Below are 25,929 nucleotides of genomic sequence, written 5' to 3'. Positions count from 1 at the left end.
AACTCTGTCACTCGATCTCCCTTGACGGGGAGGGCCCGGTACCGGTTTGCTGTGCGTGATCTTCCGTCCCGGCCCGCGCAGCGTCGCGCGGGCCGGACGTTCGTCGCTTCGTAGCTGAAAAAAGTCGTAGAGGAACCGCCGCGGTGTCCCCACCCCCGCCTCCGCTCGGGCGCCCCCGCAAGAAGGCCGCGCACTCCTTCGACCCCGCTCTCGACGACACCGCTCTCGTCACCGCCCGCGCCGCCCTCGCCCAGGGCCGGTGGACCGAGGCCCGGGCTTTGCTCGCCGCGACCGGGGAGGACTGGGACCGCCGCGGCCACCGTGTCATGGGCCTCGCGCAGGAAGCCACCGCGACCGCCTGGGCGAGTGACTGGCGGCTGGCCGAACCGGAGTCCGCGGACGCCTCCGTCCTCCTCGCCTGCGCCGCCGTGCACCGCGCCGTGGCCGGCCGGACCCGCCCCGACAAGGCCCGCGCCGCCTGCACGCAGGCCGCCGCCCTGGTGCCCCGGGACCCGACCCCCTGGCTCGGACTGCTGCTCCTGGAGCGCGAGTTGGGCCGCGAGGAGGACGTCGTACGCCTCTTCGACGAGGTGCGTCTGCGCCACCCGGCCCACCACCACGCCCACCACCTGATGGTGGCCCGGCTCGCCGAGCGGCGCGCCGACGCGGGCCAGGACCCGCTGCACGAGGTGTACGACTTCGCGGCCTGGGCGGCCGAACAGGCCCCGTCCGCCTCCCCGTTGGCCGTGCTGCCGGTCGTCGCGCACGCCGAGCGCTACCGCGTCCTGGCCCGGGCGGGCGTCGAGCCCGCCGACCCGAAGGCGTCCGGCCACTGGGGCGGCCGACGGGCCCGCCTCGTGATGAAGGCCGCCTTCGACTGGTGGCTGGAGTGGGGCGACCCGCAGGACCGGGCGGGGTTCGCGCACCCACGCGGCCGCATCGACCTCAACTTCCTGGCCCACGCCAAGTACTGCGAGGGACGCCCGGCCGAGGCGGCCGTCCTGTTCCACCGCATCGGGCCGCACCTCACCCCGGCCCCCTGGTCGTACCCGGACCGGGACCCGCACGAAGCGTTCCGTACCGCGCGCGATGCCGCGCTCGGCACGGCGTAGAGGATCCAGCCGGCAATCCACAGCACCCATCGGAAGGGACGACCCCGCGATGACGACGGGCAGTTCGAGCACGAGTGACAGAGCAGTGGTGGCCGAACCGGGCATCAGCACCTATCGGGGCGAGGAGAGCGCGCTGCGCGCCGGCCGGCTCGGCACGGCCGGGCTGCTGCTCTCCGTGCTCGCCGCGACGGGCCCGGTGATGGTGGTGGCCGGCGTCATGCCCACCACGTTCGCCGTCATGGGCGTCGTCGGCATGCCGCTGCTCTTCCTCATCCTCGGCGTCGTCCTGACCCTCTTCAGCGTCGGCTACGCGGAGATGAGCCGGCACGTGCACAACGCGGGCGCCTTCTACGCGTACATCTCCCGCGGCCTCGGCCCGACCACCGGCGCGGCCGCCGCCCTGGTCGCGCTCGTCGCCTACAGCGTGCTCCAGGTCGGCATCTTCGGCATCTTCGGCTTCGAGGTCGCCGGCCTCTTCCAGCAGTACCTCGACGTCGAACTCGCCTGGTGGATACCGGCGCTGGTCGCCGTCGTCGCGGTCGGCGTCCTCGCCCTGCTGAAGATCGACGTCAACGCGAAGGTGCTCGGCGTCCTGCTCCTGCTCGAAGTCGCCGTCGTGGTCGTCTTCGACATCGCGGCGCTCGGCGACCCGGGCAAGGAGGGCCTGTCCCTGCACGCGTTCAACCCCTCGACGCTCTCCGGCGTGGGCCTCGGCACCGCCCTGTGCTTCTGCATCGCCGCGTTCACCGGCTTCGAGCAGGCACCCGTGTACGCGGAGGAGACCAGCCGCCCGCACATCCTCGTGCCCCGCGTCATGTTCCTGGCCGTCGGCGGCGTCGCCGTCTTCTTCGCGCTCAGCTCGTGGGCGCTGACCGTCGCCACCGGCCCGGGAGCCATCGTCGGGGAGGCCCGCAAGCAGTCCGCGGGCCTGCTGTTCGGCCTGACCGACAGCCGGCTCGGCGGCACCTTCACCGACGTCGTCCACGTCCTGTTCGTCACCGGCATGTTCGCGGCGCTGCTCAGCTTCCACAACGTGGTGGCGCGGTACGCCTTCGCGATGGGCCGCGAGGGCCTGCTGCCCGCGCGGTTCGGCCGCACCCACAGCGGCACCGGCGCGCCCGGCACCGGCTCGGTCCTCCAGTCGGTGATCTCCCTGATCGTCGTCGTCTGCTTCGCGGTCGCCGACGACGGCCCGGCCGGCGACCCGACGGCCCCGGTCCTCCACCTGTTCACGTGGGGCGGCAACGTGGGCGCGCTCGGTGTCATCCTGCTCATGGCCACGGCGTCCCTCGCGGTCATCGTCTTCTTCGTCAAGCGCGGCGCGGCGGGCCCGCAGGCGTGGCGCCTGGTGGCCTCCGGCATCGCGGGCCTCGCCCTGCTGGTGATCGCCGGCTACACGATCAAGGACTTCGACGTCCTGGTCGGCTCGGGTCCGGACTCGGCCCTGAACTGGCTGCTGCCCGGCGTCATCGCCCTGGCCGCGGTGGCCGGCGTCGTCTACAGCCTCGTCCTGCGCTCCCGCAACCCCGCGGCCCACGCCCGGATCGGGCTCGGCAACGAGGCGTTCCAGCTGGAGAAGAAGGCAGGCTGAGCCCCCGGTACGACGGCCGGGTCCGGCCTCCGGACCCGGTCAGCCGCCGAAGTCCAGCAGCACCTTGCAGGAGGCCGCCCGGTCCGCCGCCAGCGTGAAGGCGCGGCCGGCCTCGGCCACCGGGACCACCGCGCTGACCAGGCCCGCGAGGGCCGGCTCCCGCGCGAGCAGGGCGAGCGCGGCGTCGAACTCGGTGTCGAAGCGGAACGCGCCGCGCAGCTCGATCTCCCGGCTCACCACCAGGTTCCCGGCGAACGGGCTCTGCCCCGGCGGCAACATCCCCAGCTGCACGACCACACCACCCCGCCGCACCCGGCGCAGACAGGTGTCGAGCCCGGCCGCCACCCCGGACGCCTCGATCGCGGCCCCGGCCTCCTCGGGCCAGCCGGGATCGGCCGGGTCGTCGGCCCGTACGAGGGTGTCGGCGCCCGCGACGGCGGCGTACTCCAGGGCCATCGGCAGCAGGTCCGTCGCGGTGACCCGGGCCGCGCCCGCCGCCTTCGCCGCCGCGACGACGAGGCAGCCGATCGGTCCTGCGCCGGTCACCAGGACGTGCCGCCCCGCGACGTCCCCGGCCCGGCGCACCGCGTGCAGCGCCACCGCGAGGGGCTCGGCGAGCGCGGCCCGCTCCGGCGGCAGGCCCGCGGGCAGGGGCCGTACCTGGTCCGCGGCTACCGCGATCCGGTCCGCGAAGCCGCCCTGGACGTGCGGGGTGCGGGCCGCGCTGCCCAGGTAGCGGGTGTCGCGGCAGACGTTGCGGCGCCCGTCGAGGCACTCGGGGCAGCTGTCGCACGGCGTCGCCGGGTGCACGGCCACCGGGGTCCCGGGCCGCGGACCCGAGGCGCCCGGCCCGTACCCGAGCACCGTGCCGACGACCTCGTGCCCGAGCACCATCGGCGCGCGCAGCCGGAAGTCGCCGACGCCGCCGTGGCGCCAGTAGTGCAGGTCGGAGCCGCACACCCCGCCGTACCTGACGGCGACGAGCGCCTGCCCGGGGCCGGGGACAGGGGCGGGGAGTTCGTCGACGCGCAGGTCACCGGCGCCGTGGATCACGCAGCCCATCATGGCAACTCCCGTTTCAGAGCACGCTGGTCATGCCGCCGTCGACGTACAGGATCTGTCCGCCGACGAAGTCCGCGGCGGGGGAGGCGAGGAAGAGCACGCCGCCGACGAGGTCCTCGGTGCGGCCCCAGCGGCCTGCCGGGGTGCGACGGCGCACCCAGGCGCTGAACTCCTCGTCGCGGACGAGGGGCTCGGTCAGCTCGGTCTCGATGTAGCCGGGGCCGACCCCGTTGACCTGGACGCCCGAGGGGCCCCAGTCGGCGCACATGCCCTTGGTGAGCATCTTCAGGGCGCCCTTCGTGGCCGCGTACGGGGCGATGCCGGGGCGGACCACCTCGCTCTGGAGTGAGCAGATGTTGACGATCTTGCCGCGGCCGCGCCCGACCATCCCGCGCGCCACCTCCCGCGCCACCAGGAACGCGCTGGTCAGATTGGTGTCGAGCAGGCGGTGCCAGTCGGCGTCGGCGAACTCCAGGAGCGGGGCCCGCAGTTGCATCCCCGCGTTGTTGACGAGGATGTCGAGCGGGCCGACCCGCTGCACGACGTCGGCGATCCCGGCGGCGACGGCGGGTCCGTCGGTGACGTCGAACGCCGCCGTGCGGACCGCACCGCCCAGCTCCCGGGCCGCCTGCGCGAGCCGGTCCGGGTCACGGCCGTTGAGCACGACCGTGCAGCCGGCCTCCAGGAGGCCGCGGGCCAGGGCGAACCCGATCCCGCGGCTGGACCCGGTGACGAGGGCGGTGCGGCCGCTGATGTCGAACAGGGGGTGACTCATCGGTGTACCTCTCCTGGCGCGCGGCTAGAGGATCAGCGAGAGCAGCAGTACCAGGGCGCCCGCGACCACGGAGATGATCGTCTCCATGACCGACCAGGTCTTGACCGTCTGCCCGACACTGAGCCCGAAGTACTCCTTGACCAGCCAGAACCCGGCGTCGTTGACGTGGCTGAAGAAGAGGGAGCCCGCGCCGATCGCGAGGACCAGCAGCGCCGTGTGGGTCTCCGACATGTTCGCGGCCAGCGGCGCGACGAGACCGGCGGCCGAGACCGTCGCGACGGTCGCCGAACCGGTGGCGAGGCGGATCACCACGGCGATCAGCCAGGCGAGCAGCAGCGCGGAGATGTGCCAGTCCTTGGAGATGTCCAGGACCATCTGGCCGACGCCGGAGTCGATGAGGGTCTGCTTGAAGCCGCCGCCCGCGCCGACGATGAGCAGCACGCCCGCGATCGGGGCGAGCGACTTCTCGGTGGTGGCCTGGAGCTTGCCCTTGGTGAACCCGGCCGGGCGGCCGAGCGTGAACATGGCGACGATGACGGCCACCAGGAGCGCGGTCAGCGGGTTGCCGATGACGTCGAAGGTGCGCTGCACGGTGTGCTCGGGGTCGTCCACGATGATGTCGACGAGCGCCTTGGCCAGCATCATGACGACCGGCAGCAGGATGGTGACGACCGCGGCGCCGAAGCTGGGCCGCTTCTCCAGGTCGTCCGAGGCCCGCCCGGGGACCATCTTGTCGGGCACGGGGACGTCCACCCAGCGGGCGGCGTACTTGGAGAAGACCGGACCGGCGAGGATCACCGTCGGGATGGCGACGACGATGCCGAGCGCCAGCGTGATGCCCAGGTTGGCCTTGACCGCGTCGATCGCGACGAGCGGGCCGGGGTGCGGCGGGATCAGGCCGTGCATGACCGACAGGCCCGCGAGGGCGGGGATGCCGATCCGCATCAGTGAGTAGTTGCCGCGCTTGGCGACCATCAGGACGACCGGGATCAGCAGCACGATGCCGACCTCGAAGAAGAGCGGCAGACCGATCACGGCGGCGATCAGGACCATCGCCCAGGGCATCGCCTTGCCACCGGACTTCCCCGCCTTGGCGAGGATCGTGTCGACGATCTGGTCCGCGCCGCCGGAATCGGCGAGCAGCTTGCCGAGGATCGCGCCGAGCGCGATCAGCACGCCCACACCGGCCACCGTCGAGCCGAGGCCCGCGCTGAAGCTGGTGATCGCCTTGTCCAGCGGCGCCCCGGCGAACGCGCCGAGCGCGAGCGAGCCGATGGTCAGGGCCAGAAAGGCGTGGAGCTTGAACTTCGTGATGAGCAGGACGATGACGGCGATGCCCGCGAGGACGGCGATCCCGAGCTGGGCATGGCCCGCGGAGGTGATCGGCTCGACGGCGTCCGCTGCCAGCATCTCGACGCTGAGACTGGTCACGGTCTTTTCCCTTGCATGCGAGGGGAGGGGTCGGGGAGGAGGTGCTGCTGCGGGCTACGCGGAGTCGCGCGCGGCCAGGGCCCGAACGGCCCGGTCGGCGATCTCGTCCGGGGAACCCGACACATCGACGTCGACGCCCGCCTCGTCCGCCGCGAGCGGCTGGAGCGTGGCGAACTGCGAGTCGAGGAGCGCGGTCGGCATGAAGTGGCCCTGGCGGTGGGACATCCGGTCCTCGATGAGCGCGCGGCCGCCGGTGAGGTGCACGAAGACGACACCGGGCGCCTCGGCCCGGAGCCGGTCGCGGTAGCTGCGCTTCAGGGCGGAGCAGCTGACCACCCCGCCGTGCCCGGCGCGGCCGTGGGCCCACGCGCCGATGGCGTCCAGCCACGGCCGGCGGTCCTCGTCCGTGAGGGCCGTGCCGGCCGTCATCTTGGCGATGTTGGCCGGGGGGTGGAAGTCGTCGCCCTCGGCGTAGGGGACGCCGAGCCGTTCGGCGAGCAGGGGACCGATCGTCGTCTTGCCGGTGCCTGCCACGCCCATGACCACGACGACATGGGGGGTACTCATCGCTGCCTCGCTGTCTTCATCGACATCGCTGTGTCACGCCACTGAAACTCAATAGGTCTGACAAATTCAAGAGGCTGTGACTTAAAAGTCAGACTTTTTGTTGCCTCTGCCGGAACCGTACGCTGGCCCCATGACCACGAAGGACCGGGGCCTGCACGCCCGCGTACTGGACAGCCTCGGTCCCGCGATCACGGCGGGGGAGTACCCGGCGGGCAGCGTGTTGCGCACCGACGAGCTGGCGCAGCGCTACGAGGTGTCGCGCTCGGTGATGCGCGAGGCGGTGCGGGTCCTGGAGTCCATGCACCTGGTGGCGTCCCGGCGCCGCGTCGGCGTCACCGTCCGGCCCGCGCACGAGTGGAACGTCTACGATCCGCAGGTCATCCGGTGGCGCCTCGCCGGGGCCGACCGGCCGCGCCAGCTGCGCTCGCTCACCATGCTGCGCTCGGCCGTCGAGCCGGTCGCCGCGGGGCTCGCCGCCCGGTACGCGTCGGCGCAGCAGTGCGCGGCGCTGACCGAGTGCGCGCTCGGCATGGTCGCCACCTCCCGCGGCCAGCAGCTGGAGGCGTACCTCGTGCACGACGTCGAGTTCCACCGGGTCGTGCTGAACGCGTCGGGCAACGAGATGTTCGCCCACCTCGGCGACCTGGTGGCGGAGGTACTCGCGGGCCGCACCCACCACCAGGTCATGTTCGAGGACCCGGACCCGGCGGCGGTCACGCTGCACGTGCGGGTCGCCGACGCGGTGCGCGAGGGCGATGCCGAGCGGGCCGAGGCGCTCACCCGCGAGATCGCCGTCGGCGCCCTGCACGAGCTGGACATCCTGGCGCCCTGACCGGCCCGGCGCCGCGGCACATCACTCGATGAAGTCCCCGTCGACGTACACCCACGCGCCCGCCATCCGCAGGAACTGGCTGCGCTCGTGCAGCGCGCCCGCGCGGCCGCCGTCCCGGTAACGGGCGCGGAAGGTGACGGTGCCGCCTTGGTGGAACGCCGAGCCGTCGGTGGTCTCCAAAATCTCCAGACCGGTCCAGCTGAGCGCCGGATCGAAGTCGATCGCCGGCGGCCGGGTGTCCGGGTGCCAGGTGCGCAGCAGGTATGCGGCGTCCTTGCGGGTGAACGCCGTGTACCGGGAGCGCATGAGGGCCTCGGGGGTGGGGGCCGCGGCGCCGGAGTGGTAGCGGCCGCAGCAGTTCTCGTACGGCTCGGGGAGGCCGCAGGGGCAGGTGGGGAGGGTGGGGCGTGCCATGGGGGCATTGTCCCCCACGGCACGCTCAGCCCGGTGTGACGGTGAGCGGTGCGCCCTGCGTGCGGTCGGAGGCCGGCCCCGTCTCGACCGCGAACTCGCCCGCCTCCACGACGCGTTCGAGGTCGCGGCCGACCGAGGCGAGCGTCTGCGCCGTCACCGCGAAGACCACCTCGCGCCGCTCGCCCGGCGCGAGGTCCACCCCGGTGAAGCCGCGCAGCTCGCGCACCCGCGGCCACGACGAGCCGCCCGCGACCCGCCGCACATACAGCTGCACGGTCTCGCGGACGGCCGCCGCGCCCGTGTTCTCGACGGTGACCGTGCAGGTCAGCCGCGGGTCGCCGGCCGGTGCGCGGGTAGCGCTGAGGACGGGCGGCCCGTAGCGCACGGACCCGTACGACAGCCCGTGCCCGAAGGCGTACCGCGCGGTCGCCGGCTGGTCGACGTACCCCCGGTAGCCGTGGTCCTTGCCGTTGTAGACCACCGGGAGCTGGGCCGCCGAGCGCGGCACCGACACCGGCAGCCGGCCCGCGGGGCCCGCCGCGCCGAAGAGCACGTCCGCGACGGCCCGCCCGCCCCACGGCCCCGGGTACCACGCGCAGAGCAGCGCCCCCGGCCCGGCGAAGGGCGGCAGCGCGTGCGGCCGTCCCTGCACCAGGACCGTCACCACCGGCGTCCCGGTCGCCGCGACCGCGTTCAGCAGCGCCGTCTGGCCGGCCGGCAGCGCGAGGTCGGCCAGGTCGACGCCCTCGCCGCAGGTCATCCCGGGCGGGTTCCCGGCCGCGACGACCGCCGCGCCGTTGGCCGCGAACCGGGTGCCGTCCTCGCGGGCGCTCGACCCGCCGAGCACGACCACCGCGACCTGCGCCCCGGCGGCCAGGGCGACCGCCTCCGCGAGGCCCGAGCGGTCGTCACCGACCAGCTCGCAGCCGCGCGCGTACGTCACCGCGCGGCCGGGGCCGGCCGCGGCCCGGATGCCGTCGAGCACGGTGACACCGGTGCCGGGCCGCTGCGGCGCCGTGTAGTCGCCGAGCTGCTGCGGCACGGAGTCGGCGTTCGGCCCGAGCACGGCGATCCGGCGCACGGCGGACGACAGGGGCAGGGTCGTCCCGTCGTGCTCCAGCAGCGTGACCGACGCGCGCGCCAGGCGCTCGCTGAGCTTCGCGGCCCCGGCGGGACTCTCCCCGCGCTCGACGTACGGCGCCTCGAACAGCCCGAGCCGGAACTTCAGCGCGAGGACCCGCCCGACCGCCCGGTTCAGAGCCTCCTCGGCCAGCAGCCCGCGCTCGACGGCCTCCCCGAGCCGCGGGAAGGCCCCGTCCCACAGGCTCAGATCCGTGCCCGCCGCGAGGGCCGTCGCGCCCGCCGCCACCGGATCGCCCGCAAGGCGCACCAGCCGGTCGAGCGCGCACCCGTCCGCCATCACGATCCCCTCGAACCCCCAGCGGCGGCGCAGAAGTTCGGTGAGCAGGTACGGGTTCGCGGCGCAGGGGAGCCCGTCGAACTCGTTGTAGGCCGCCATCACCCCGGCGGCCCCGGCCCGCACCCCGGCGCGGGCCGCCATGAGATGGATCTCGTGCAGCTCGCGGGCGCCCAGCTCGGTCGCCGCGCTGTTGCGCCCGCCGACCGTCGCACCCTGCCCGGCGAAGTGCTTCAGGACCACTCCGACGCCCTGGGACCGCATGCCGCGCACCAGCGCCTCGGTGAACCGGGCCGCCAGGTACGGATCCTCCCCGAAACACTCCTCGGTCCGGCCCCAGCGCGGATCGCGCACCAGATCGAGCGCGGAGACGAGCGCCAAGTGGCCGCCGCGCGCCCGCAGTTCGGCAGCGGCAGCGGCGGCCGCCGCCTCGTACAGCTCCGGGTCCCAGCTCGCGCCGACCGCGAGATTGGCGGGCAGCACCGTACCGTCGAGGGCCTGGTGCCCGTGCGGCACCTCCTCGACCATCAGCACCGGGATGCCGAGCCGCGTCCCCTCCACCACGTGCCGCTGCACCGCGTCGGTGACCCGGGCCGCGTCCGCCGCCGTGATGCCGTCCGCGAAGGTCACGCCCGACCAGGGATCGGCGCGCTGCAACCCGTACAGGGCGCCCATCCCGTCGTACGCCGCGACCTCGGCGCGGAAGACGTCGGTGAGCCGGTGCCCGCCGTCGGCGCCGCGCTCGTAGGCGTGCCAGCCGTACAGCCGCTGGTTGACCTGCCCGACCTTCTCCGGCAGCGTCATGCGGCGCAGGAGGTCGGCCACCCGGTCGGGGACGGCCGCGGCCGGGTCGCGGTACAGCGGCTCGCTCACCGCAGCTCCAGGACACGGACCCCGAAGGCGGGAAGGGTCACGGCGGCGAGCGGCTCGCCGGTGTCCAGCGCGTGCAGCGTCCCGTCCACGACCGGACGCACGGTCAGCTCGCCGTCGGCCTGGCTGACCAGCCAGACGAACCGCCGCCCGTCCTCGTGCACCAGCACGTCCGCGCCGACGTGCGGCTCGTCCACCGTCACCGGTCGCGCCACCCCGGCGACCTCGGCCAGCGCCGCGTACAGCCGGTGCGTCCGCTCCGGATTGACGCGGGCCGTGCGCGCGGCCATGTGCTCCAGCGGATACGTGGCGAGCACGGTGCGCCCGCGCCCGGTCTCCCGGCACAGCAGCGCCGGACGGCCGTGCCCGTCCACCGCGACGACCCGGGCGTCGCGCGGCACCACCGGCAGATAGGCGCGGCTGTCCTCGTTGCCCGCCACCGGGAAGCGCAGCACCTCGCCCGCGCGGACGGTGCCGAAGTCCTCCTGGAACGTCATCTCCAGCGTGTCGTCCTCGATCGGCTCCGCGACCCCGTACGAGAGCTGCTGCTCGACGCCGAAGAGACCGTCCAGGTCGTCGAACCACGGGCCGCGGGTGCCCGGGTGCTCACCCGAGCAGAACGACAGATAGACCGTCGCGCCCTCCTCCGCCCTGCGCTGGAGCGCCCGCCGCGTCCGCGTCGTCAGCTGCCGGGTCGCGGGCAGCAGGTAGAGATCCACGTCCTCCGCGATGCCGTCCGCCTCCCGGGTCAGGCCCACCGGCAGATCGGCGGCGCGCGCGGCCACGTACCCCTGGTGCAGCGACGTGAAGATCAGCGGGCGGTCCGCCGGTCGGCTGTAGGGGTAGCCGCGCTCCAGGAACGCGGGCACGACCAGCGCGGCGCCCGCGTCCGCGCGGCGACAGCGCGCGAAGTCCACGTCCTTCAACACCTGCGCGAAGGCGGCCAGTTCACGCAGCGGCTCCTTCGGCGCGCCCGCGGCGTCCGTGATCCCGAAGTGCATCTCGAAGGGGTGGTGGTCGTAAGGGGACTGCTCCCACAGGTCGTCGTAGTCGGTGTTGTTCCAGGCCATCCAGCCGGTCGCGCCGCCGAGCAGCGAATTGTGCAGCGTCTGGCGGTAGTACACGCCCGCGTTCGCCGCCGAGACCGTGTCCGTCGACAGGCCGAACTCCTCGAGGACCACCGGCTGCCCGGTCACGCCCGCCAGCTCGCACTCGAACGCGGCGCGGTAGTGCTGGCGCGGCCGGTCGGTGTCCGAGCGGTAGACGTGCGGGCCGACGAAGTCCACGTACTCGGCGGTGTCGCGCAGCGAGAAGCCGTTGTCGCGGCCCGTCACCTCGATGCCCCAGGCGCCGTCGCCGAGCGAGACCGGCTGCGTCGCGCCCGCCGCCCGCACCGCGTTGCACATCGCCTGCGCCCACGCCGTCACCACGTCGCTGGAGGGCGGGTCGACCTGGTAGATCCGGCCGTACCCGGGCATCTCGTTGGTGATGAGCCAGCCGGTGACCGCCGGGTGGTCCGTGAAGCGGCGCGTCATCTGGGCGGCGAACCAGGCCTGCCGGCCCACCATCCACACGTCCTCGTACAGATCGCGGCCGCCCCGCCACGCCGGGTCCCAGTTCTCGCCCGACATGTGCCCCACGATGAACGTCGGCACCGTCCCCATGCCCCGCTCCCGGTGCGCGTCCAGGAAGTCGCGGAACCGCGCGCACAGCTCCTCGTCGATGCGGTGCGGCTCCGGGTGGAAGTCCGGCCAGTAGAAGAACGAGCGGGTCATGTTCAGCCCGTGCGCGCGCAGCACGTCCAGCTCCTCGCGCACCACCTCCGGGTCGTAGTCGCGCCACATCAGGGGACCGCCTGTGCGGGACCAGAAGTTGGCGCCGAGCCAGGGCAGGACGGCGGCGTCGTGGGTGAGGTGGGCGCTGTGGCGTCGCATGGTGGTACGGGTCTCCGTTGCTGAAGTGCGTGCGGCGGAACGTCAGTTGTGGGGGGCGGGTCCGGTCGACTCGCGGACGACGAGGCGGGGCCGCTCGTCCAGGCGCACCGCCGGCAGCTCCTCGCCGCACCGGGCCAGCAGGGTCCGGGCGGCGGCCGCGCCGACCCGCTGCACCTGCTGGTCGACGGTGGTCAGGCGCGGGTGCAGCCAGCGGCCGAGCGGCAGGTTGTCGTAGCCGACGACCGACACGTCCCGCGGTACGCGCAGCCCGGCCCGCTGGGCGGTGCCGATGCCGCACACCGCCATCGAGTCGTTGGCGTAGACGAGGGCGGTCGGCCGCCCGGCGGCGGCCAGCAGCTCCTGGGTCACGGCGACGGCCGCGGCCTCCGAGAAGTCGGTGTGGCGCACGGCGGCGGGCACGAGCCCGGCCGCGGCGAGACGCTCCTCGAAGACGGCCAGCCGCAGCCGGGTGTGCTGGAGCTCCGCGGGACCGGCGATGTACGCGATCCGCTCGTGCCCCAACTCGCGCAGATGAGCTACGACTTCGCGCACGCCCGCACCCTGCCGGCCGAGCCCGACGACCGGCACCCCCGCCGCCGGGGTCGGCGCGCCGAGGAGTACCGCGGGCAGCCCGAGCCGGGTCAGCAGCGCCGGCCGCGGATCGTCGGCGCGGGCGTCCGTCAGCACCGCCCCGTCCACCCGCTTCTCCGCGGCGAGCCGCTCGTACAGCGCGCTCTCCTCCGCGACATCGGCGACCAGGTGGAGCAGCAGGCCGTAGCCGCGCGGCGCCAGCTCGCCCTCGATGCCGGTGATCAGCTCGCTGAAGTGCGGGTCCGCGCCCAGCACATCGGTGGGCCTGCGCACCACCAGGGCGAGCGTGCGGGTGCGGGCGCTGCGCAGCGCCGTCGCCGACGCGCTCGGCGACCAGCCGAGGTCGAGCGCCGCCGCCAGGATCCGCTGCCGGGTCGCCTCGGCGAGCCGCCCCTTGTCGTTGAAGGCCTGCGAGACCGCCGCCGTCGACACCCCCGCGGCGGCCGCCACCGCCTTGATGGTCGGCCGCCCGGATTTCCTGGTCGTACGGGTACCGCTCACATCTTCACCGCCCCACTCACCAGTGCCTGCTGCATCCGCTTCTGGAGCACCGTATAGACCACCCAGACCGGGACGAGCGTCAGGACGGTGCCCGCGGTCAGCACCCCGTAGTCCGTGCCGGTGATCGCCTTCAGGGTGGGCAGCGCCACCTGGACGGTGCGCTGTGCCGGGTCGGGCCCGATGATGACGAGGGAGTACAGGTACTCGTTCCAGAAGGTCAGGAAGTTGAGCAGCAGCACCGTCGCGATGCCGGGCAGGCACATCGGCGTGTAGACGTGGCGCAGGACCGCGAAGGTGGACGCGCCGTCGAGCCGGGCGGCCTCCTCCATCTCCTTGGGCACCGTCCGCATGAACTGCACCAGGATCACCACCGACAGCGGCATCGCCGTCGCGGGCAGGAACAGCACCATGAACGTGCGGGTGTGGAAGAGTCCGGTCGCCGCCGCGAGGAGAAAGGTCGGGAAGAGCGCGGCGAACGTCGGGATCAAAAAGCCCAGCGAGAAGACCTTCTCCACCCCCGAGGCGAGGCGGCCCGTGGAGCGGGCGAGCGCGAAGGCGGCGGGGATCGCGAGCGCCAGCGTCAGGACGAGCGAGAAGACCGTCACCAGCGCCGAGTTGACCACCGCGAGCCCCAGGTCCGCGCTCTCGAACGCGGTCGAGAAGTTCCCGAACCCGAACGACGTCGGCAGCGCGAAGGGGTGCGCGAAGATCTCGTCGTTCGTCTTGAACGCCGACGCGACGAAGTAGTACAGCGGGACGACCAGGAGCACCGCGTACAGCCACACCAGGATGTGCGCGGGCAGCCAGGACCGGCCGAAGCGGGAACGTGCCGAGGACTTCAAGGCGGACTCCGATCAGGGAACTGGCGGTCAGTAGCTCTGCCGGAACACGCGCCGGACGGCGAGCAGCCCGACGAGCCCGACGAGGAAGAGCAGGACGCCGACGGTCTGGCTGTAGCCGAGGTCCGCCGCGATGAACGCCTTCTGGTAGACGAGGAAGGACAGCGTCGTCGACGAACTCCCCGGCCCGCCCTGCGTCAGCAGCAGCACGTGCTGCGCCGAGCCGAACAGCGTCCACAGGAACTGGAGCATCGTCACGACGCCCACGTAGTCCCTGATCACCGGGAAGTGGACGCGCCACATCGTCCGCCAGTGCCCGGCGCCGTCCAACTGCGCCGCCTCGCCCAGCTCCTGCGGCACACTGCCGAGCCGCGCCGCGAAGAGGACGGCGGTGAAGCCGATCCCGGCCCAGATGTCGAGCGCGATCAGACAGGCCAGCGCCGTCGAGGGGGAGGCCAGCCAGGCGTCGGCGAGCGAGCCGAGACCGACCGCCTCCAGGCCGCCGTTGAGCAGCCCGTCGGGGGAGAGGGCCGCGTAGAAGACCATCGCCTTCGCGGGCGTCGAGATCAGCCCGGGGATGAACAGCAGGTACCGGATGACGCGGTGGCCCGGCGGCTTCTGCGCCACGTAGTAGCCCAGCATGAACGCGCACACCACCATCACGGGGACGGCCACGGCGAGCTGGATCGCGGTGTTGCTCACCGCGTCCCAGAACACCGGATCGGCGAAGACCGCGCGGACGTTGTCGAGCCCGGCGTACGACACCGGCTGGAGCATGCCCGGCCAGTGCAGTGCCGCCACCACGAAGATCGCGACCAGCGGGCCGACCATGAAGACCAGGTACCAGACGAGCGCGGGCAGTGCGAGGACCGTGCCGCCCTGACGGCGCGGCCGGCCCGCGCCAGGAGATGGAGGGGTGGGGCGGCTGACCGCTGCCTCGCCCGCTGTCGACACATGTGTCGTCATGGAGCAACTCCCTTACGTGAGAGCAGAGATGGGCGGGCGGTCAGATGCCGCGGTAGGCGGCCTCAAGGACCTGGCGAACCTTGGCGGCGCTCGTGCCGCGGGTGAACGACGTACTGGTGGCGGTGATCAGCGGCTGCGTCGCGGCCGGCGGCACGAACAGGTCGGGCAGCAGCACCTGGCTCACGTCCGAGCCCAGCTTCTGCGCCGCCGCCACCAGCGGGAAGTCCGTGCTCACCGCGGACGAGCGCAGCGCCATGTCACGGCCGGACTCCGTGATGAACCGGGAGACCGTGTCCGCGCGGTAGAAGAACTTCAGGAACTTCTCGACGGCCTCGATCTTCTTCGTGCCGTTCGGGCTGATCCAGAAGCCGATCAGGGTGTACGTGCGCAGGATCGTCGGCTTGTCGTGCGCCGCGCCCGGCGCCAGCGGCCAGCCGCCCACGTCCGTGTGGCGCGCCACGTCCTGCGGCACCTTGGCGAGCGCCGACGACATCGCCGACTGCATGGCCGCGGCCCGGGTGTTGAACTGCGTCGTCATCGTGTCCGAGGTCAGGCCCTGCGCCTTGTCGGCGAAGACCCCGGCGTCGCGCAGCTCCACGAAGTAGTCGATGCCCCGGCGCGCCCCGCGGCTGCCGCTGAAGTCGCCGGTGGTGTAGACGTGCCGTGCCTCGTCCTCGCTCAGGAACGTCTGGATGATCTGCGCGAGCAGTTTCTGCCCCGTCCAGTCGTTGCCGCCGGTGGTGACGGGCGCTAGCTGCTTGCGGCGCAACTTGCCCGCGGCGGCGATCAGTTGGTCTCCTGTGCGGGGGATCTCGTCGACGCCGGCGCGCTCCAGCAGCGCCCGGTTGAAGGCGACCGGCCAGTTCGTCGCGAAGTAGGGGAAGGCCCGCAGCCGCCCCTTGCCGTCGGTCCAGGCGTCGAGCGCGACGGGCAGCACGCGTTCGCGCAGCCCCCAGTCGTCGAGGTAGCCCCTGACGTCGACGGTGGCGCCGACCTCGGTCCAGGCCAGCGTCTTGTCGTACAGGTTGACCATGACGACGTCCGGCTCCTTGCGGGCCAGCCGCGAGGTCTCGTAGACCTGCGCGAGGTCGTCGCCGTTGACGAGGTTCCTGACCTTGAGCCCGGGATTCTCCGCGCGGAACCGCTCCAGGGCCGCCAGGTAGGTGGGGGAGCCGGGCGCGGTGGTGCCGACCTGGCTGTGGACCACGAGCGTGTCGGGATCGTCGTCGGCCGCGGCGAGCGCGGAGCAGCCGGACAGCGCGGGCAGGGCGGCGGCGGTCGTGGCGAGAAACGCGCGCCGACTCATCCTTGAGGGCACAGAGGACACAGCGGTACGTCTCCAACCAGCTTGGTTAATCGATATACCTGCGGGGGTGCGAGCACCGTACGAGGCCCTCGGGGAACGGTCAACCCCCCGTTGCGCAGGGTGAAACGAGGGCTGATATCAGCCCCTTCGGCGCTTGAGGAGCGGGGTCCGGGGCGGAGTCCCGTGGCCTGAACCCGCGCCGGGTCCACAAGGCAGACGCTCAGAACTGCTCCGCCCGGAACGCCGCAGGCGTGGCCCCCGTGTGCTGCTGGAAGAACTTCGAGAAGTTCGCCGAGTCGCTGAAACCGACGGCGACCCCGATGCGCCCCACGGGCAGCTCCGTATGGGCCAGCAGCCGCTTCGCCTCCAGGATCACGCGCCGGTCGATGAACGCCTTCGGGGTCTGTCCGGTCGCGGCGCGCACCGCGCGGACCAGCGTGCGGCGCGAGTAGCCGAGCTCGTCGGCGTACGCGCTGACGCTGTGGTTGGTGGTGAAGCTCTGCTCGACCGCGGTGCGGAACCGGGTGAACGTGGTGTCCGGCTGCGGCTCGCACGCGTCCGCCGCCGCCTGCGCCGACACATGGGCGACGCGCAGCATGAACGCGGTGAGCGTGTGGCGCAGGACCGAGGTGTGCAGGCTCAGCGGCAGGGTCGTGGTGTCCAGGTACTCGCGCTGGAGCTGCGCCAACGAGGTCTCGATCGCGTCGAGTTGGGCCCGGTCGGGGCGCAGGAGCGGCGGCCGGTCGTAGCGGTACATGCCGGTCGCCTCGACGATGGCGCGCGGCAGGAACCCCGGCTGCATGGTCAGGGCCGTGCCGACGTACTCCTCCGTCGTGGAGAAGCCGTGCACCTGGCCCGGCCGGATCCAGAGGATCTCCCCGGCCCCGACCTCGTACTCGGTGAAGTCGATCATGTGGCGGACCGGGCCCGACCGGAAGAAGAGCAGGACGTGGAAGTCGATGCGGTGCACCCGCCGCGACAGGCCCACCCCGCCCGCCCAGGGGCCGTCCGTGCCCATCGGGCCGACCTGGATGCCGACCCCGAAGACGCTGGCGCTCGGGTCGAAGGGGTAGGTACGGATGTGCTCCGTCGTCCCCAGATGTGCGCTCGTCTGCGCGCCGCCCTGCTCCGTCATGCACTTTCCTTGGCGTCGTCCGGTCTCCGTGTCCCATTTTCACCGAACGCTGGCACTGGGGCACCTACCTCGCCAAAAGTATGACCTTTAAGTTGGTAACTGGCTGGACCAGGGGCTTTGCTCAGGGTCGGGCGGTGCCGCACGGCACATCGGCAGGACAACGGATGCGAAGGACGCGATACAGATGAGCACGCAGACACCGGACGGCTTCGACCCCTTCGAGCGCCCTTTCGAGTGGACCGAACTCGACCAGCGTGCCGTCGACACCGCCCGGCTGCTGGCGGCCGACGCCGTGCAGAAGGTCGGCAACGGACACCCCGGCACGGCGATGAGCCTGGCCCCGGCCGCGTACACGATCTTCCAGAAGGCCCTGCGGCACGACCCGGCCGACCCGGAGTGGACCGGCCGCGACCGCTTCGTCCTCTCGCCCGGCCACACCAGCCTCACCCTTTACACCCAGCTCTTCCTCTCCGGCTACGAGCTGGAGCTGGACGACCTGAAGGCGTTCCGCACCCAGGGGTCCAAGACCCCCGGCCACCCCGAGTACGGCCACACCGCCGGCGTCGAGACCACCACGGGCCCGCTGGGCCAGGGCCTGGCCAACGCGGTCGGCATGGCGATGGCCGCCCGCTACGAGCGCGGCCTCTTCGACCCCGAGGCCCCCGCGGGCACCAGCCCCTTCGACCACACCATCTGGGCGATCGTCTCCGACGGCGACCTGGAGGAGGGCGTCTCCGCCGAGGCCTCCTCGCTCGCCGGCCATCAGAAGCTCGGCAACCTCGTCTTCCTCTACGACGACAACCACATCTCCATCGAGGGCGACACCGCGACCGCCTTCTCCGAGGACGTCCTCGGCCGCTACGAGGCGTACGGCTGGCACGTCCAGCGCATCACGCCGCGCGAGGACGGCGACGTCGACGTGCAGGCCCTGTACGAGGCGCTCGCCGCCGCCAAGGCCGAGACCTCGCGCCCCTCGATCATCGCGATGCGCACGATCATCGCCTGGCCCGCCCCGAACGCGCGGAACACCGAGGCCTCGCACGGCTCCGCGCTCGGCGCCGACGAGATCGCCGCCACCAAGCGCGCCCTCGGCTTCGACCCCGAGCAGTCCTTCACCGTCGAGGACAAGGTCATCGCGCACACCCGCGCCGCCCTCGACCGCGGCGCCGAGGCGCACGCCGCCTGGGACAGCCGGCTCGCCGAGTGGCGCACCGCGAACCCGGAGCGCGCCAAGCTGTTCGACCGCGTCGTCGCGGGCCGCCTCCCCGAGGGCTGGGAGCAGGCGCTGCCCGCCTTCGAGACCGGCACCAAGGTCGCCACCCGCGCCGCGTCCGGCAAGGTCCTCCAGGCGCTCGGCCCGGTCCTGCCCGAGCTGTGGGGCGGCTCCGCCGACCTCGCCGGCTCGAACAACACGACGATCGACAAGACGTCGTCCTTCCTCCCCGCGGGCAACCCGCTGCCCGAGGCCGACCCCTACGGCCGCACCGTCCACTTCGGCATCCGCGAGTTCTCGATGGCCGCCGAGATGAACGGCATCGCGCTGCACGGCAACACCCGCGTCTACGGCGGCACGTTCCTGGTCTTCTCCGACTACATGCGCAACGCCGTGCGCATGTCGGCCCTCATGCAGCTGCCCGTCACCTACGTCTGGACCCACGACTCCATCGGCCTGGGCGAGGACGGCCCCACCCACCAGCCGGTCGAGCACCTCGCCTCGCTGCGCGCCATCCCGGGCCTGAACGTGGTCCGCCCGGCCGACGCCAACGAGACGGCCACCGCCTGGCGCGAGATCCTGCGCCGCGGCTCGGCCAAGCCCGCCCCGCACGGGCTCGCGCTGACCCGCCAGGGCGTGCCGACCTACGAGGCGAACGAGGACGCCGCCAAGGGCGGCTACGTGCTCGCCGAGGCGTCGAAGGCCACCCCGGACCTGATCCTGATCGCCACCGGTTCCGAGGTGCAGCTCGCCGTCGAGGCGCGCGAGACCCTGGAGGCCGAGGGCGTCGCCACCCGCGTCGTGTCGATGCCGTCCGTCGAGTGGTTCGAGGAGCAGGAGCAGAGCTACAAGGAAGCCGTTCTGCCGCCCGCGGTCCGGGCCCGCGTCGCCGTCGAGGCCGGCATCGGCCTGAGCTGGTACCGCTACGTCGGCGACGCCGGACGCATCGTCTCCCTGGAGCACTTCGGCGCCTCCGCGGACGCGAACATCCTCTTCCGCGAGTTCGGCTTCACCGCCGAGAACGTCGCCGCCAAGGCCCGCGAGTCGCTCGCCGCCGCCCGCGCCTGAACCACCCCTGCCGCACGAACGCCGTACCGAAAGAAGATGAAGCAGAACATGAGCACCGCCGCTGCCGCCCTGAAGTCCCTCTCCGACGAAGGCGTCTCCATCTGGCTGGACGACCTGTCCCGCAAGCGCATCGAGTCCGGCAACCTCGCCGGCCTCATCGAGAACAGCCACGTCGTGGGCGTCACCACGAACCCGTCGATCTTCCAGGCCGCCATCGGCTCCGGCGAGGGCTACGAGGAGCAGCTCGCCGACCTGGCCGTCCGCAAGGTCACCGTCGAGGAGGCCGTGCGCATGATGACCACGGCCGACGTGCGCGCCGCCGCCGACCTGCTGCGCCCCGTGTACGACGCGACGCAGGGCCGCGACGGCCGCGTCTCCATCGAGGTCGACCCGCGCCTCGCCCACGACACCGCGGCGACCGTCGCCGAGGCCAAGCAGCTGGCCTGGCTCGTCGAGCGCCCGAACGTCATGATCAAGATCCCGGCGACCGAGGCGGGCCTGCCGGCCATCACCGAGGTCATCGGCCTGGGCATCTCCGTCAACGTGACGCTGATCTTCTCCCTCGACCGCTACAAGGCCGTCATGGACGCCTACCTCGCGGGCCTGGAGAAGGCGCACGAGCGCGGTATCGACCTCGCCGGCATCCACTCGGTCGCGTCCTTCTTCGTCTCGCGTGTCGACGCCGAGATCGACAAGCGCCTCGACAAGGTCGGCACCGACGAGGCCAAGGAGCTCAAGGGCAAGGCCGCCCTCGCCAACGCCCGGCTCGCCTACGAGGCGTACGAGGAGGTCTTCGCCGGTGAGCGCGCGGCCAAGCTGGCCGCCGCCGGCGCCAACAAGCAGCGCCCCCTGTGGGCCTCCACCGGCGTCAAGGACCCGGCCTACAAGGACACCCTGTACGTCGACGAGCTGGTCGCCCCCGGCACCGTGAACACCATGCCGGAAGCGACCCTGAACGCCACCGCCGACCACGGCGACATCCACGGCGACTCGGTCACCGCCGCCTACGACGCCTCCCGTGCCGAGCTGGCCGCCGTCGAGCGGCTCGGCATCTCCTACGACGAGGTCGTGAAGCAGCTGGAGGACGAGGGCGTCGCGAAGTTCGAGGCCGCCTGGAACGACCTGCTCGGCACGGTCGCGGACCGCCTCGCCGGCAAGGAAGGTGCCGGCAAGTGAGCGTCACCGCCTGGCAGAACCCGCTGAGGGACCCGCGCGACCGGCGGCTGCCGCGCATCGCGGGCCCCTCCGGGCTCGTCATCTTCGGCGTCACGGGCGACCTGTCCCGCAAGAAGCTGATGCCGGCCGTCTACGACCTCGCCAACCGGGGCCTGCTCCCGCCCGGCTTCTCGCTCCTCGGCTTCGCCCGCCGCGAGTGGGAGGACCAGGACTTCGCGCAGGTCGTCCACGACTCCGTACGCGAGCACGCCCGCACCCCCTTCCGCGAGGAGGTCTGGGCCCAGCTCGCCGAGGGCATGCGTTTCATCCCCGGCGACTTCGACGACGACACCGCGTTCAAGCAGCTGCGCGAGGCCGTCGACGAGCTGGACGACAAGCGCGGCACCAGCGGCAACTACGCCTTCTACCTCTCGGTGCCGCCGAAGTTCTTCCCCAAGGTCGTCCAGCAGCTCAAGAAGCACGGCCTCGCCGACGCCCCCGAGGGCTCCTGGCGGCGCGCCGTCATCGAGAAGCCCTTCGGCCGCGACACGGAGTCGGCCAAGGAGCTGAACGCGATCGTGCACGAGGTGTTCGCGCCGGATCAGGTCTTCCGGATCGACCACTACCTCGGCAAGGAGACCGTCCAGAACATCCTGGCGCTGCGCTTCGCCAACCAGATGTACGAACCCGTCTGGAACCGGTCCTACGTCGACCACGTGCAGATCACCATGGCCGAGGACATCGGCATCGGCGGCCGGGCCGGCTACTACGACGGCATCGGCGCCGCCCGCGACGTCATCCAGAACCACCTGCTCCAGCTGATGGCGCTCACCGCGATGGAGGAGCCCGCCTCCTTCGACGCCGAGTCGCTCGTCACCGAGAAGCTCAAGGTCCTGCGCTCCGTCCGGCTCCCGGCCGACCTGGAGAAGTCCACGGTCCGCGCCCAGTACGCGGCCGGCTGGCAGGGCGGCGAGCGCGTTCGGGGCTACCTCCAGGAGGACGGCATCGACCCCGCCTCCACGACCGACACCTACGCGGCCGTGAAGCTGGAGGTCGACAACCGCCGCTGGGCGGGCGTCCCCTTCTACCTGCGCACCGGCAAGCGCCTGGGCCGCCGCGTCACCGAGATCGCGGTCGTCTTCCAGCGCGCCCCGCACTCCCCGTTCGACTCCACCGCCACCGAGGAACTCGGCCAGAACGCCATCGTCATCCGGGTCCAGCCCGACGAAGGCATGACCGTACGCTTCGGATCGAAGGTCCCGGGTACCTCGATGGAGATCCGGGACGTGTCCATGGACTTCGCGTACGGCGAGTCGTTCACGGAGTCCAGCCCGGAAGCGTACGAAAGGCTGATCCTGGACGTCCTGCTGGGCGACGCCAACCTCTTCCCGCGCACGGAAGAGGTCGAGGAGTCCTGGCGCATCCTCGACCCCGTCGAGGGGCACTGGGACAGCCACGGCACGCCCGCCCGGTACGCCTCGGGAAGCTGGGGCCCGAAGGAAGCGGACGAGATGCTCGCACGAGACGGACGGAGCTGGCGCAGGCCATGAAGATCGACCTGACCGACACCACGGCAAGCAAGGTCAACAAGGCGCTCGTCGAAGGGCGCCGCGCCATCGGGACCCCGGCCGTGGGCATGGTCCTCACGATGGTGATCGTCACCGACGAGGAGAACGCCTACGACTCGATCAAGGCCGCCGAGGAGGCGTCGCGCGAGCACCCCTCGCGCACCCTGGTCGTCATCAAGCGCACCGCCCGCACCCCGCGCGACCGGCAGGGCAACCGGCTCGACGCCGAGGTGCGGGTCGGCTCCGACGCGGGCACCGGCGAGACCGTGATCCTGCGTCTGCACGGCGAGGTCGGCAACCACGCCGACTCCGTCGTGCTGCCGCTGCTCCTGCCCGACGCCCCGGTCGTCGTGTGGTGGCCGGTCGAGGCCCCCGACGAACCCGCCAAGGACCCCCTCGGCGCGCTCGCCGCCCGCCGGATCACCGACCTGTACGCCGACGAGGACCCGCTCCAGGCCCTCGACCGGCGGGCCGCGTCCTACGCGCCGGGCGACACCGACCTGGCCTGGACCCGGCTCACCCCGTGGCGTTCCATGCTGGCCGCCGCGCTCGACCAGGCCCGCGTCGACATCGTCTCCGCCGCCGTCGAGTCCGAGGCCGACAACCCCAGCGCCGAGCTGCTGGCCCGCTGGCTCGGCACCCGGCTCGGGGTCCCCGTCGAGCGGGTCACCACGGGCGGCCCCGTCGTCACGGCGGTCCGCCTCGGCACCGCCGACGGGGACATCCGCATCGACCGCCCCGAAGGTCCCCTCGCCACCCTCACCCTGCCGGGCCAGCCCGAGCGCACCCTCGCCCTGAAGGTCCGCTCCACCGCCGAGCTGATCGCCGAGGAGCTGCGCCGCCTGGACGCCGACGAGATGTACGCCGTCGCCCTGCACGGCGACGCCGACGGCGCCCCCGCGGCGCGGCAGGCGACGACCGCGCCGTCCACCACGAAGGCCGCCAAGGAGTCCGTAGACCATGCCTGACACCACCCCCCTGCTCACGCGCCGCCCGCAGTGGACCGCCCTGGAGGACCACCGCGCGAAGTTCAACGGCACGCACCTGCGCGAGCTGTTCGCCTCCGACCCCGGCCGCGCCCAGCGGTACACCGTCCAGGTCGGCGACCTGCACATCGACTACTCCAAGCACCTGGTCACGGACGAGACGCTCGCCCTGCTCCAGGAGCTGGCCGCCGCCACCGACGTCTTCGGGCAGCGCGACGCCATGCTGCGCGGCGAGAAGATCAACACCACCGAGGACCGCGCCGTCCTCCACACCGCGCTGCGCGCCCCGCGCGACGCGGTGATCGAGGTCGACGGCGAGAACGTGCTGCCGCAGGTGCACGCCGTCCTGGACAAGATGGCCGTCTTCGCCGACAAGGTCCGCTCCGGCGAGTGGACCGGCCACACCGGCCGGCGCATCAGGAACGTCGTCAACATCGGCATCGGCGGCTCCGACCTCGGCCCCGCCATGGCCTACGAGGCCCTGCGCCCGTACACCGCCCGGGAGCTGACGTTCCGCTTCGTGTCGAACGTGGACGGCGCCGACCTGCACGAGGCCGTCCGCGACCTCGACCCGGCCGAGACGCTCTTCATCGTCGCCTCGAAGACCTTCACCACCATCGAGACGATCACCAACGCGACGGCGGCCCGCACCTGGCTCCTCGCGGGCCTGGGCGGTGACGAGTCGGCCGTGGCCAAGCACTTCGTCGCCCTGTCGACCAACGCCGGGAAGGTCGCCGACTTCGGCATCGACACGGCCAACATGTTCGAGTTCTGGGACTGGGTCGGCGGCCGCTACTCCTTCGACTCGGCCATCGGCCTCTCCCTGATGATCGCCATCGGCCCGGCCGCCTTCCGCGAGCTGCTCGACGGCTTCCGCCTCGTCGACGAGCACTTCCGCACGGCCCCCGCCGAGGCCAACGCCCCGCTCCTGCTCGGCCTGCTGGGCATCTGGTACGGCAACTTCCACGGCGCCCAGTCGCACGCGGTGCTGCCGTACAGCCACTACCTGTCGAAATTCACCGCCTACCTCCAGCAGCTCGACATGGAGTCCAACGGCAAGTCCGTGGACCGCCAGGGCCGCCCCGTGGAGTGGCAGACGGGCCCGGTCGTCTGGGGCACCCCCGGCACCAACGGGCAGCACGCCTACTACCAGCTCATCCACCAGGGCACCAAGCTGATCCCGGCGGACCTCATCGGCTTCGCCGAGCCGGTCGCGGAGCTGGGCGACCTGGCGGGCCAGCACGACCTGCTGATGGCCAACCTCTTCGCGCAGGGCCAGGCCCTCGCGTTCGGCAAGACGCCGGACGAGGTGCGCGCCGAAGGCGTGGCCGAGGAGCTGGTGGCGCACAAGACGTTCAAGGGCAACCACCCCACGACGACGATCCTCGCCACCGGGCTGACCCCCTCGGTCCTCGGCCAGCTCATCGCCCTGTACGAGCAGAAGGTCTTCGTCCAGGGCGCCGTCTGGAACATCGACTCCTTCGATCAGTGGGGCGTCGAGCTCGGCAAGGTCCTCGCCAAGCGCGTCGAACCCGCACTCACCGAAGGCGCTGAGGTCCCCGGCCTCGACGCTTCCACCCAGTCCCTGGTCACCACGTACCGCGCCCTGCGCGGCCGCACCACCGAAGGTAAGTGAAGAGCATGCAGCTTGGTCTCATCGGTCTGGGCAAGATGGGCGGCAACATGCGCGAGCGCATCCGCCGCGCCGGCCACACCGTCATCGGCTACGACCGCAACCCCGAGGTCTCCGACGTCGACTCGCTCGCCGAGCTGGTCGACAAGCTCGAAGGCCCGCGCGTGGTCTGGGTGATGGTCCCCGCGGGCGCCGCCACCCAGTCCACCGTCGACGAGCTGAAGGAGCTGCTCTCCGAGGGCGACGTCGTCGTCGACGGCGGCAACTCCCGCTGGACGGACGACGAGAAGCACGCGGCGGAGCTGGCGGCCAAGGGCATCGGCTTCGTCGACTGCGGCGTCTCCGGCGGCGTCTGGGGCCTCAAGAACGGCTACGCGCTGATGTACGGCGGCACCGACGAGGACATCGCCAAGGTCCAGCCGGTCTTCGACGCGCTCAAGCCCGAGGGCGACTTCGGCTCCGTGCACGCCGGCAAGGTCGGTGCGGGCCACTTCTCCAAGATGGTCCACAACGGCATCGAGTACGCCATGATGCAGGCCTACGCCGAGGGCTGGGAGCTGCTGGAGGCCGCCGACTCGGTGACCGACGTGCGCGAGGTCTTCCGCTCCTGGCAGGAAGGCACCGTCATCCGCTCCTGGCTCCTCGACCTCGCGGTCAACGCCCTGGACGACGACGAGCACCTCGCCAAGCTGCGCGGCTTCGCGGCCGACTCCGGCGAGGGCCGCTGGACCGTCGAGGCGGCCATCGACCACGCGGTGCCGCTGCCCGCGATCACCGCCTCCCTCTTCGCGCGCTTCGCCTCCCGCCAGGACGACTCGCCGCAGATGAAGATGATCGCCGCGCTGCGCAACCAGTTCGGCGGCCACGCGGTCGAGTCCGCCAAGTGACCCGCTCCGCCCCGTAACCCGCTCCACCCCCGCAGGCCCGTCGGACCACCCGGTCCGGCGGGCCTGCGCCGTTTTC

At 72.4% G+C, this 25,929-nt stretch carries 21 protein-coding genes; 9 read left to right on the top strand and 12 right to left on the bottom strand.

Annotation, left to right across the window (positions count from 1 at the left end; genetic code table 11):
- Positions 1 to 143: 143 nt before the first annotated feature.
- Both ABZY33_RS14320 and ABZY33_RS14315 read left to right on the top strand, forming a co-directional pair.
- Positions 144 to 1,112: a hypothetical protein gene (locus ABZY33_RS14320; RefSeq protein ID WP_356491848.1), complete on the top strand. Its 969-nt coding sequence runs from the start codon at positions 144 to 146 to the stop codon at positions 1,110 to 1,112.
- A gap of 49 nt (positions 1,113 to 1,161) precedes the next feature.
- On the top strand, positions 1,162 to 2,703 hold the full coding sequence (locus ABZY33_RS14315) for an APC family permease (protein WP_356491847.1): 1,542 nt from the start codon (positions 1,162 to 1,164) through the stop codon (positions 2,701 to 2,703).
- 39 nt (positions 2,704 to 2,742) lie between these two features.
- Here ABZY33_RS14315 and ABZY33_RS14310 read toward each other — a convergent pair whose 3' ends face one another.
- The 4 genes from ABZY33_RS14310 to ABZY33_RS14295 are packed head-to-tail and all read right to left on the bottom strand — an operon-like array spanning position 2,743 to position 6,538.
- Positions 2,743 to 3,768 carry an L-idonate 5-dehydrogenase gene (locus ABZY33_RS14310; protein WP_356491846.1) on the bottom strand — a complete coding sequence of 342 codons (1,026 nt, stop codon included), beginning with the start codon at positions 3,766 to 3,768 and terminating at the stop codon, positions 2,743 to 2,745.
- 13 nt (positions 3,769 to 3,781) lie between these two features.
- A complete protein-coding gene (locus tag ABZY33_RS14305; RefSeq protein WP_356491845.1) occupies positions 3,782 to 4,540 on the bottom strand; it encodes an SDR family oxidoreductase in 759 nt (252 codons plus the stop codon).
- Between the two features lie 24 nt (positions 4,541 to 4,564).
- Entirely contained in the window at positions 4,565 to 5,971 is a 1,407-nt protein-coding gene (locus ABZY33_RS14300; RefSeq protein ID WP_356491844.1) for a gluconate:H+ symporter, read from the bottom strand.
- A 54-nt stretch (positions 5,972 to 6,025) separates the two neighbouring features.
- On the bottom strand, positions 6,026 to 6,538 hold the full coding sequence (locus ABZY33_RS14295) for a gluconokinase (protein WP_356491843.1): 513 nt from the start codon (positions 6,536 to 6,538) through the stop codon (positions 6,026 to 6,028).
- A gap of 130 nt (positions 6,539 to 6,668) precedes the next feature.
- Between ABZY33_RS14295 and ABZY33_RS14290 the strand changes: the two genes are divergently transcribed.
- Entirely contained in the window at positions 6,669 to 7,370 is a 702-nt protein-coding gene (locus ABZY33_RS14290; RefSeq protein ID WP_356491842.1) for an FCD domain-containing protein, read from the top strand.
- 21 nt (positions 7,371 to 7,391) lie between these two features.
- Here ABZY33_RS14290 and ABZY33_RS14285 read toward each other — a convergent pair whose 3' ends face one another.
- The 8 genes from ABZY33_RS14285 to ABZY33_RS14250 all read right to left on the bottom strand — a co-directional run bounded on the left by ABZY33_RS14285 (position 7,392) and on the right by ABZY33_RS14250 (position 17,343).
- On the bottom strand, positions 7,392 to 7,784 hold the full coding sequence (locus ABZY33_RS14285) for a YchJ family protein (protein ID WP_356491841.1): 393 nt from the start codon (positions 7,782 to 7,784) through the stop codon (positions 7,392 to 7,394).
- A gap of 25 nt (positions 7,785 to 7,809) precedes the next feature.
- A complete protein-coding gene (locus tag ABZY33_RS14280) occupies positions 7,810 to 10,074 on the bottom strand; it encodes a glycoside hydrolase family 3 N-terminal domain-containing protein (protein ID WP_356491840.1) in 2,265 nt (754 codons plus the stop codon).
- Positions 10,071 to 12,005: a cellulase family glycosylhydrolase gene (locus ABZY33_RS14275; RefSeq protein ID WP_356491839.1), complete on the bottom strand. Its 1,935-nt coding sequence runs from the start codon at positions 12,003 to 12,005 to the stop codon at positions 10,071 to 10,073. Before ABZY33_RS14275 ends, ABZY33_RS14280 begins: the two co-directional genes overlap by 4 nt.
- Positions 12,006 to 12,047: 42 nt before the next feature.
- Positions 12,048 to 13,046 carry a LacI family DNA-binding transcriptional regulator gene (locus tag ABZY33_RS14270; RefSeq protein ID WP_356491903.1) on the bottom strand — a complete coding sequence of 333 codons (999 nt, stop codon included), beginning with the start codon at positions 13,044 to 13,046 and terminating at the stop codon, positions 12,048 to 12,050.
- A 47-nt stretch (positions 13,047 to 13,093) separates the two neighbouring features.
- Entirely contained in the window at positions 13,094 to 13,939 is an 846-nt protein-coding gene (locus ABZY33_RS14265) for a carbohydrate ABC transporter permease (RefSeq protein WP_356491838.1), read from the bottom strand.
- 27 nt (positions 13,940 to 13,966) lie between these two features.
- The gene (locus ABZY33_RS14260) at positions 13,967 to 14,902 is read right to left on the bottom strand and encodes a sugar ABC transporter permease (protein ID WP_356491837.1); all 936 of its coding nucleotides are present in this window, start codon (positions 14,900 to 14,902) and stop codon (positions 13,967 to 13,969) included.
- Between the two features lie 40 nt (positions 14,903 to 14,942).
- Positions 14,943 to 16,208: an ABC transporter substrate-binding protein gene (locus tag ABZY33_RS14255; RefSeq protein ID WP_356491836.1), complete on the bottom strand. Its 1,266-nt coding sequence runs from the start codon at positions 16,206 to 16,208 to the stop codon at positions 14,943 to 14,945.
- 220 nt (positions 16,209 to 16,428) lie between these two features.
- Positions 16,429 to 17,343, bottom strand: coding sequence for an AraC family transcriptional regulator (locus ABZY33_RS14250; RefSeq protein WP_356491835.1), 915 nt, complete (start codon positions 17,341 to 17,343; stop codon positions 16,429 to 16,431).
- 184 nt (positions 17,344 to 17,527) lie between these two features.
- On the opposite strand from ABZY33_RS14250, the gene tkt reads away from it, so the two are divergent.
- Genes tkt through gnd form a run of 6 tightly spaced genes read left to right on the top strand, consistent with a single transcriptional unit; the run spans position 17,528 to position 25,853 of the window.
- Positions 17,528 to 19,624, top strand: coding sequence for a transketolase (gene tkt, locus ABZY33_RS14245; protein WP_356491834.1), 2,097 nt, complete (start codon positions 17,528 to 17,530; stop codon positions 19,622 to 19,624).
- A 36-nt stretch (positions 19,625 to 19,660) separates the two neighbouring features.
- Positions 19,661 to 20,800, top strand: coding sequence for a transaldolase (tal, locus tag ABZY33_RS14240; protein WP_356491833.1), 1,140 nt, complete (start codon positions 19,661 to 19,663; stop codon positions 20,798 to 20,800).
- The gene (gene zwf, locus ABZY33_RS14235; RefSeq protein WP_356491832.1) at positions 20,797 to 22,329 is read left to right on the top strand and encodes a glucose-6-phosphate dehydrogenase; all 1,533 of its coding nucleotides are present in this window, start codon (positions 20,797 to 20,799) and stop codon (positions 22,327 to 22,329) included. The genes tal and zwf overlap by 4 nt, the downstream gene beginning before the upstream one ends.
- Complete coding sequence (opcA, locus tag ABZY33_RS14230) at positions 22,326 to 23,315, top strand: glucose-6-phosphate dehydrogenase assembly protein OpcA (RefSeq protein ID WP_356491831.1); 990 nt, start codon at positions 22,326 to 22,328, stop codon at positions 23,313 to 23,315. Before zwf ends, opcA begins: the two co-directional genes overlap by 4 nt.
- Entirely contained in the window at positions 23,308 to 24,969 is a 1,662-nt protein-coding gene (gene pgi, locus ABZY33_RS14225; RefSeq protein ID WP_356491830.1) for a glucose-6-phosphate isomerase, read from the top strand. Before opcA ends, pgi begins: the two co-directional genes overlap by 8 nt.
- A 5-nt stretch (positions 24,970 to 24,974) precedes the next feature.
- Positions 24,975 to 25,853 (top strand): phosphogluconate dehydrogenase (NAD(+)-dependent, decarboxylating), encoded by an 879-nt coding sequence (gene gnd, locus ABZY33_RS14220; protein WP_356491829.1) that lies wholly within the window; start codon positions 24,975 to 24,977, stop codon positions 25,851 to 25,853.
- Positions 25,854 to 25,929 lie beyond the last annotated feature (76 nt).

The organism is Streptomyces sp. NPDC006552 (genome assembly GCF_040611655.1).
In the GTDB taxonomy this organism is placed as follows: domain Bacteria; phylum Actinomycetota; class Actinomycetes; order Streptomycetales; family Streptomycetaceae; genus Streptomyces.
Note: the sequence above shows the minus strand (reverse complement) of the source record. Positions and strands in the feature narration are given on the sequence as shown.

Coding starts and splice junctions, on each gene's coding strand:
- ABZY33_RS14310 (WP_356491846.1), bottom strand. CDS start 3,768: ATGATGGGCTGCGTGATCCACGGCGCCGGTGACCTGCGCGTCGACGAA.
- ABZY33_RS14285 (WP_356491841.1), bottom strand. CDS start 7,784: ATGGCACGCCCCACCCTCCCCACCTGCCCCTGCGGCCTCCCCGAGCCG.
- pgi (WP_356491830.1), top strand. CDS start 23,308: ATGCCTGACACCACCCCCCTGCTCACGCGCCGCCCGCAGTGGACCGCC.
- ABZY33_RS14315 (WP_356491847.1), top strand. CDS start 1,162: ATGACGACGGGCAGTTCGAGCACGAGTGACAGAGCAGTGGTGGCCGAA.
- opcA (WP_356491831.1), top strand. CDS start 22,326: ATGAAGATCGACCTGACCGACACCACGGCAAGCAAGGTCAACAAGGCG.
- ABZY33_RS14275 (WP_356491839.1), bottom strand. CDS start 12,005: ATGCGACGCCACAGCGCCCACCTCACCCACGACGCCGCCGTCCTGCCC.
- tkt (WP_356491834.1), top strand. CDS start 17,528: ATGAGCACGCAGACACCGGACGGCTTCGACCCCTTCGAGCGCCCTTTC.
- tal (WP_356491833.1), top strand. CDS start 19,661: ATGAAGCAGAACATGAGCACCGCCGCTGCCGCCCTGAAGTCCCTCTCC.
- ABZY33_RS14290 (WP_356491842.1), top strand. CDS start 6,669: ATGACCACGAAGGACCGGGGCCTGCACGCCCGCGTACTGGACAGCCTC.
- gnd (WP_356491829.1), top strand. CDS start 24,975: ATGCAGCTTGGTCTCATCGGTCTGGGCAAGATGGGCGGCAACATGCGC.
- ABZY33_RS14260 (WP_356491837.1), bottom strand. CDS start 14,902: ATGACGACACATGTGTCGACAGCGGGCGAGGCAGCGGTCAGCCGCCCC.
- ABZY33_RS14255 (WP_356491836.1), bottom strand. CDS start 16,208: ATGAGTCGGCGCGCGTTTCTCGCCACGACCGCCGCCGCCCTGCCCGCG.
- ABZY33_RS14295 (WP_356491843.1), bottom strand. CDS start 6,538: ATGAGTACCCCCCATGTCGTCGTGGTCATGGGCGTGGCAGGCACCGGC.
- ABZY33_RS14250 (WP_356491835.1), bottom strand. CDS start 17,343: ATGACGGAGCAGGGCGGCGCGCAGACGAGCGCACATCTGGGGACGACG.
- ABZY33_RS14305 (WP_356491845.1), bottom strand. CDS start 4,540: ATGAGTCACCCCCTGTTCGACATCAGCGGCCGCACCGCCCTCGTCACC.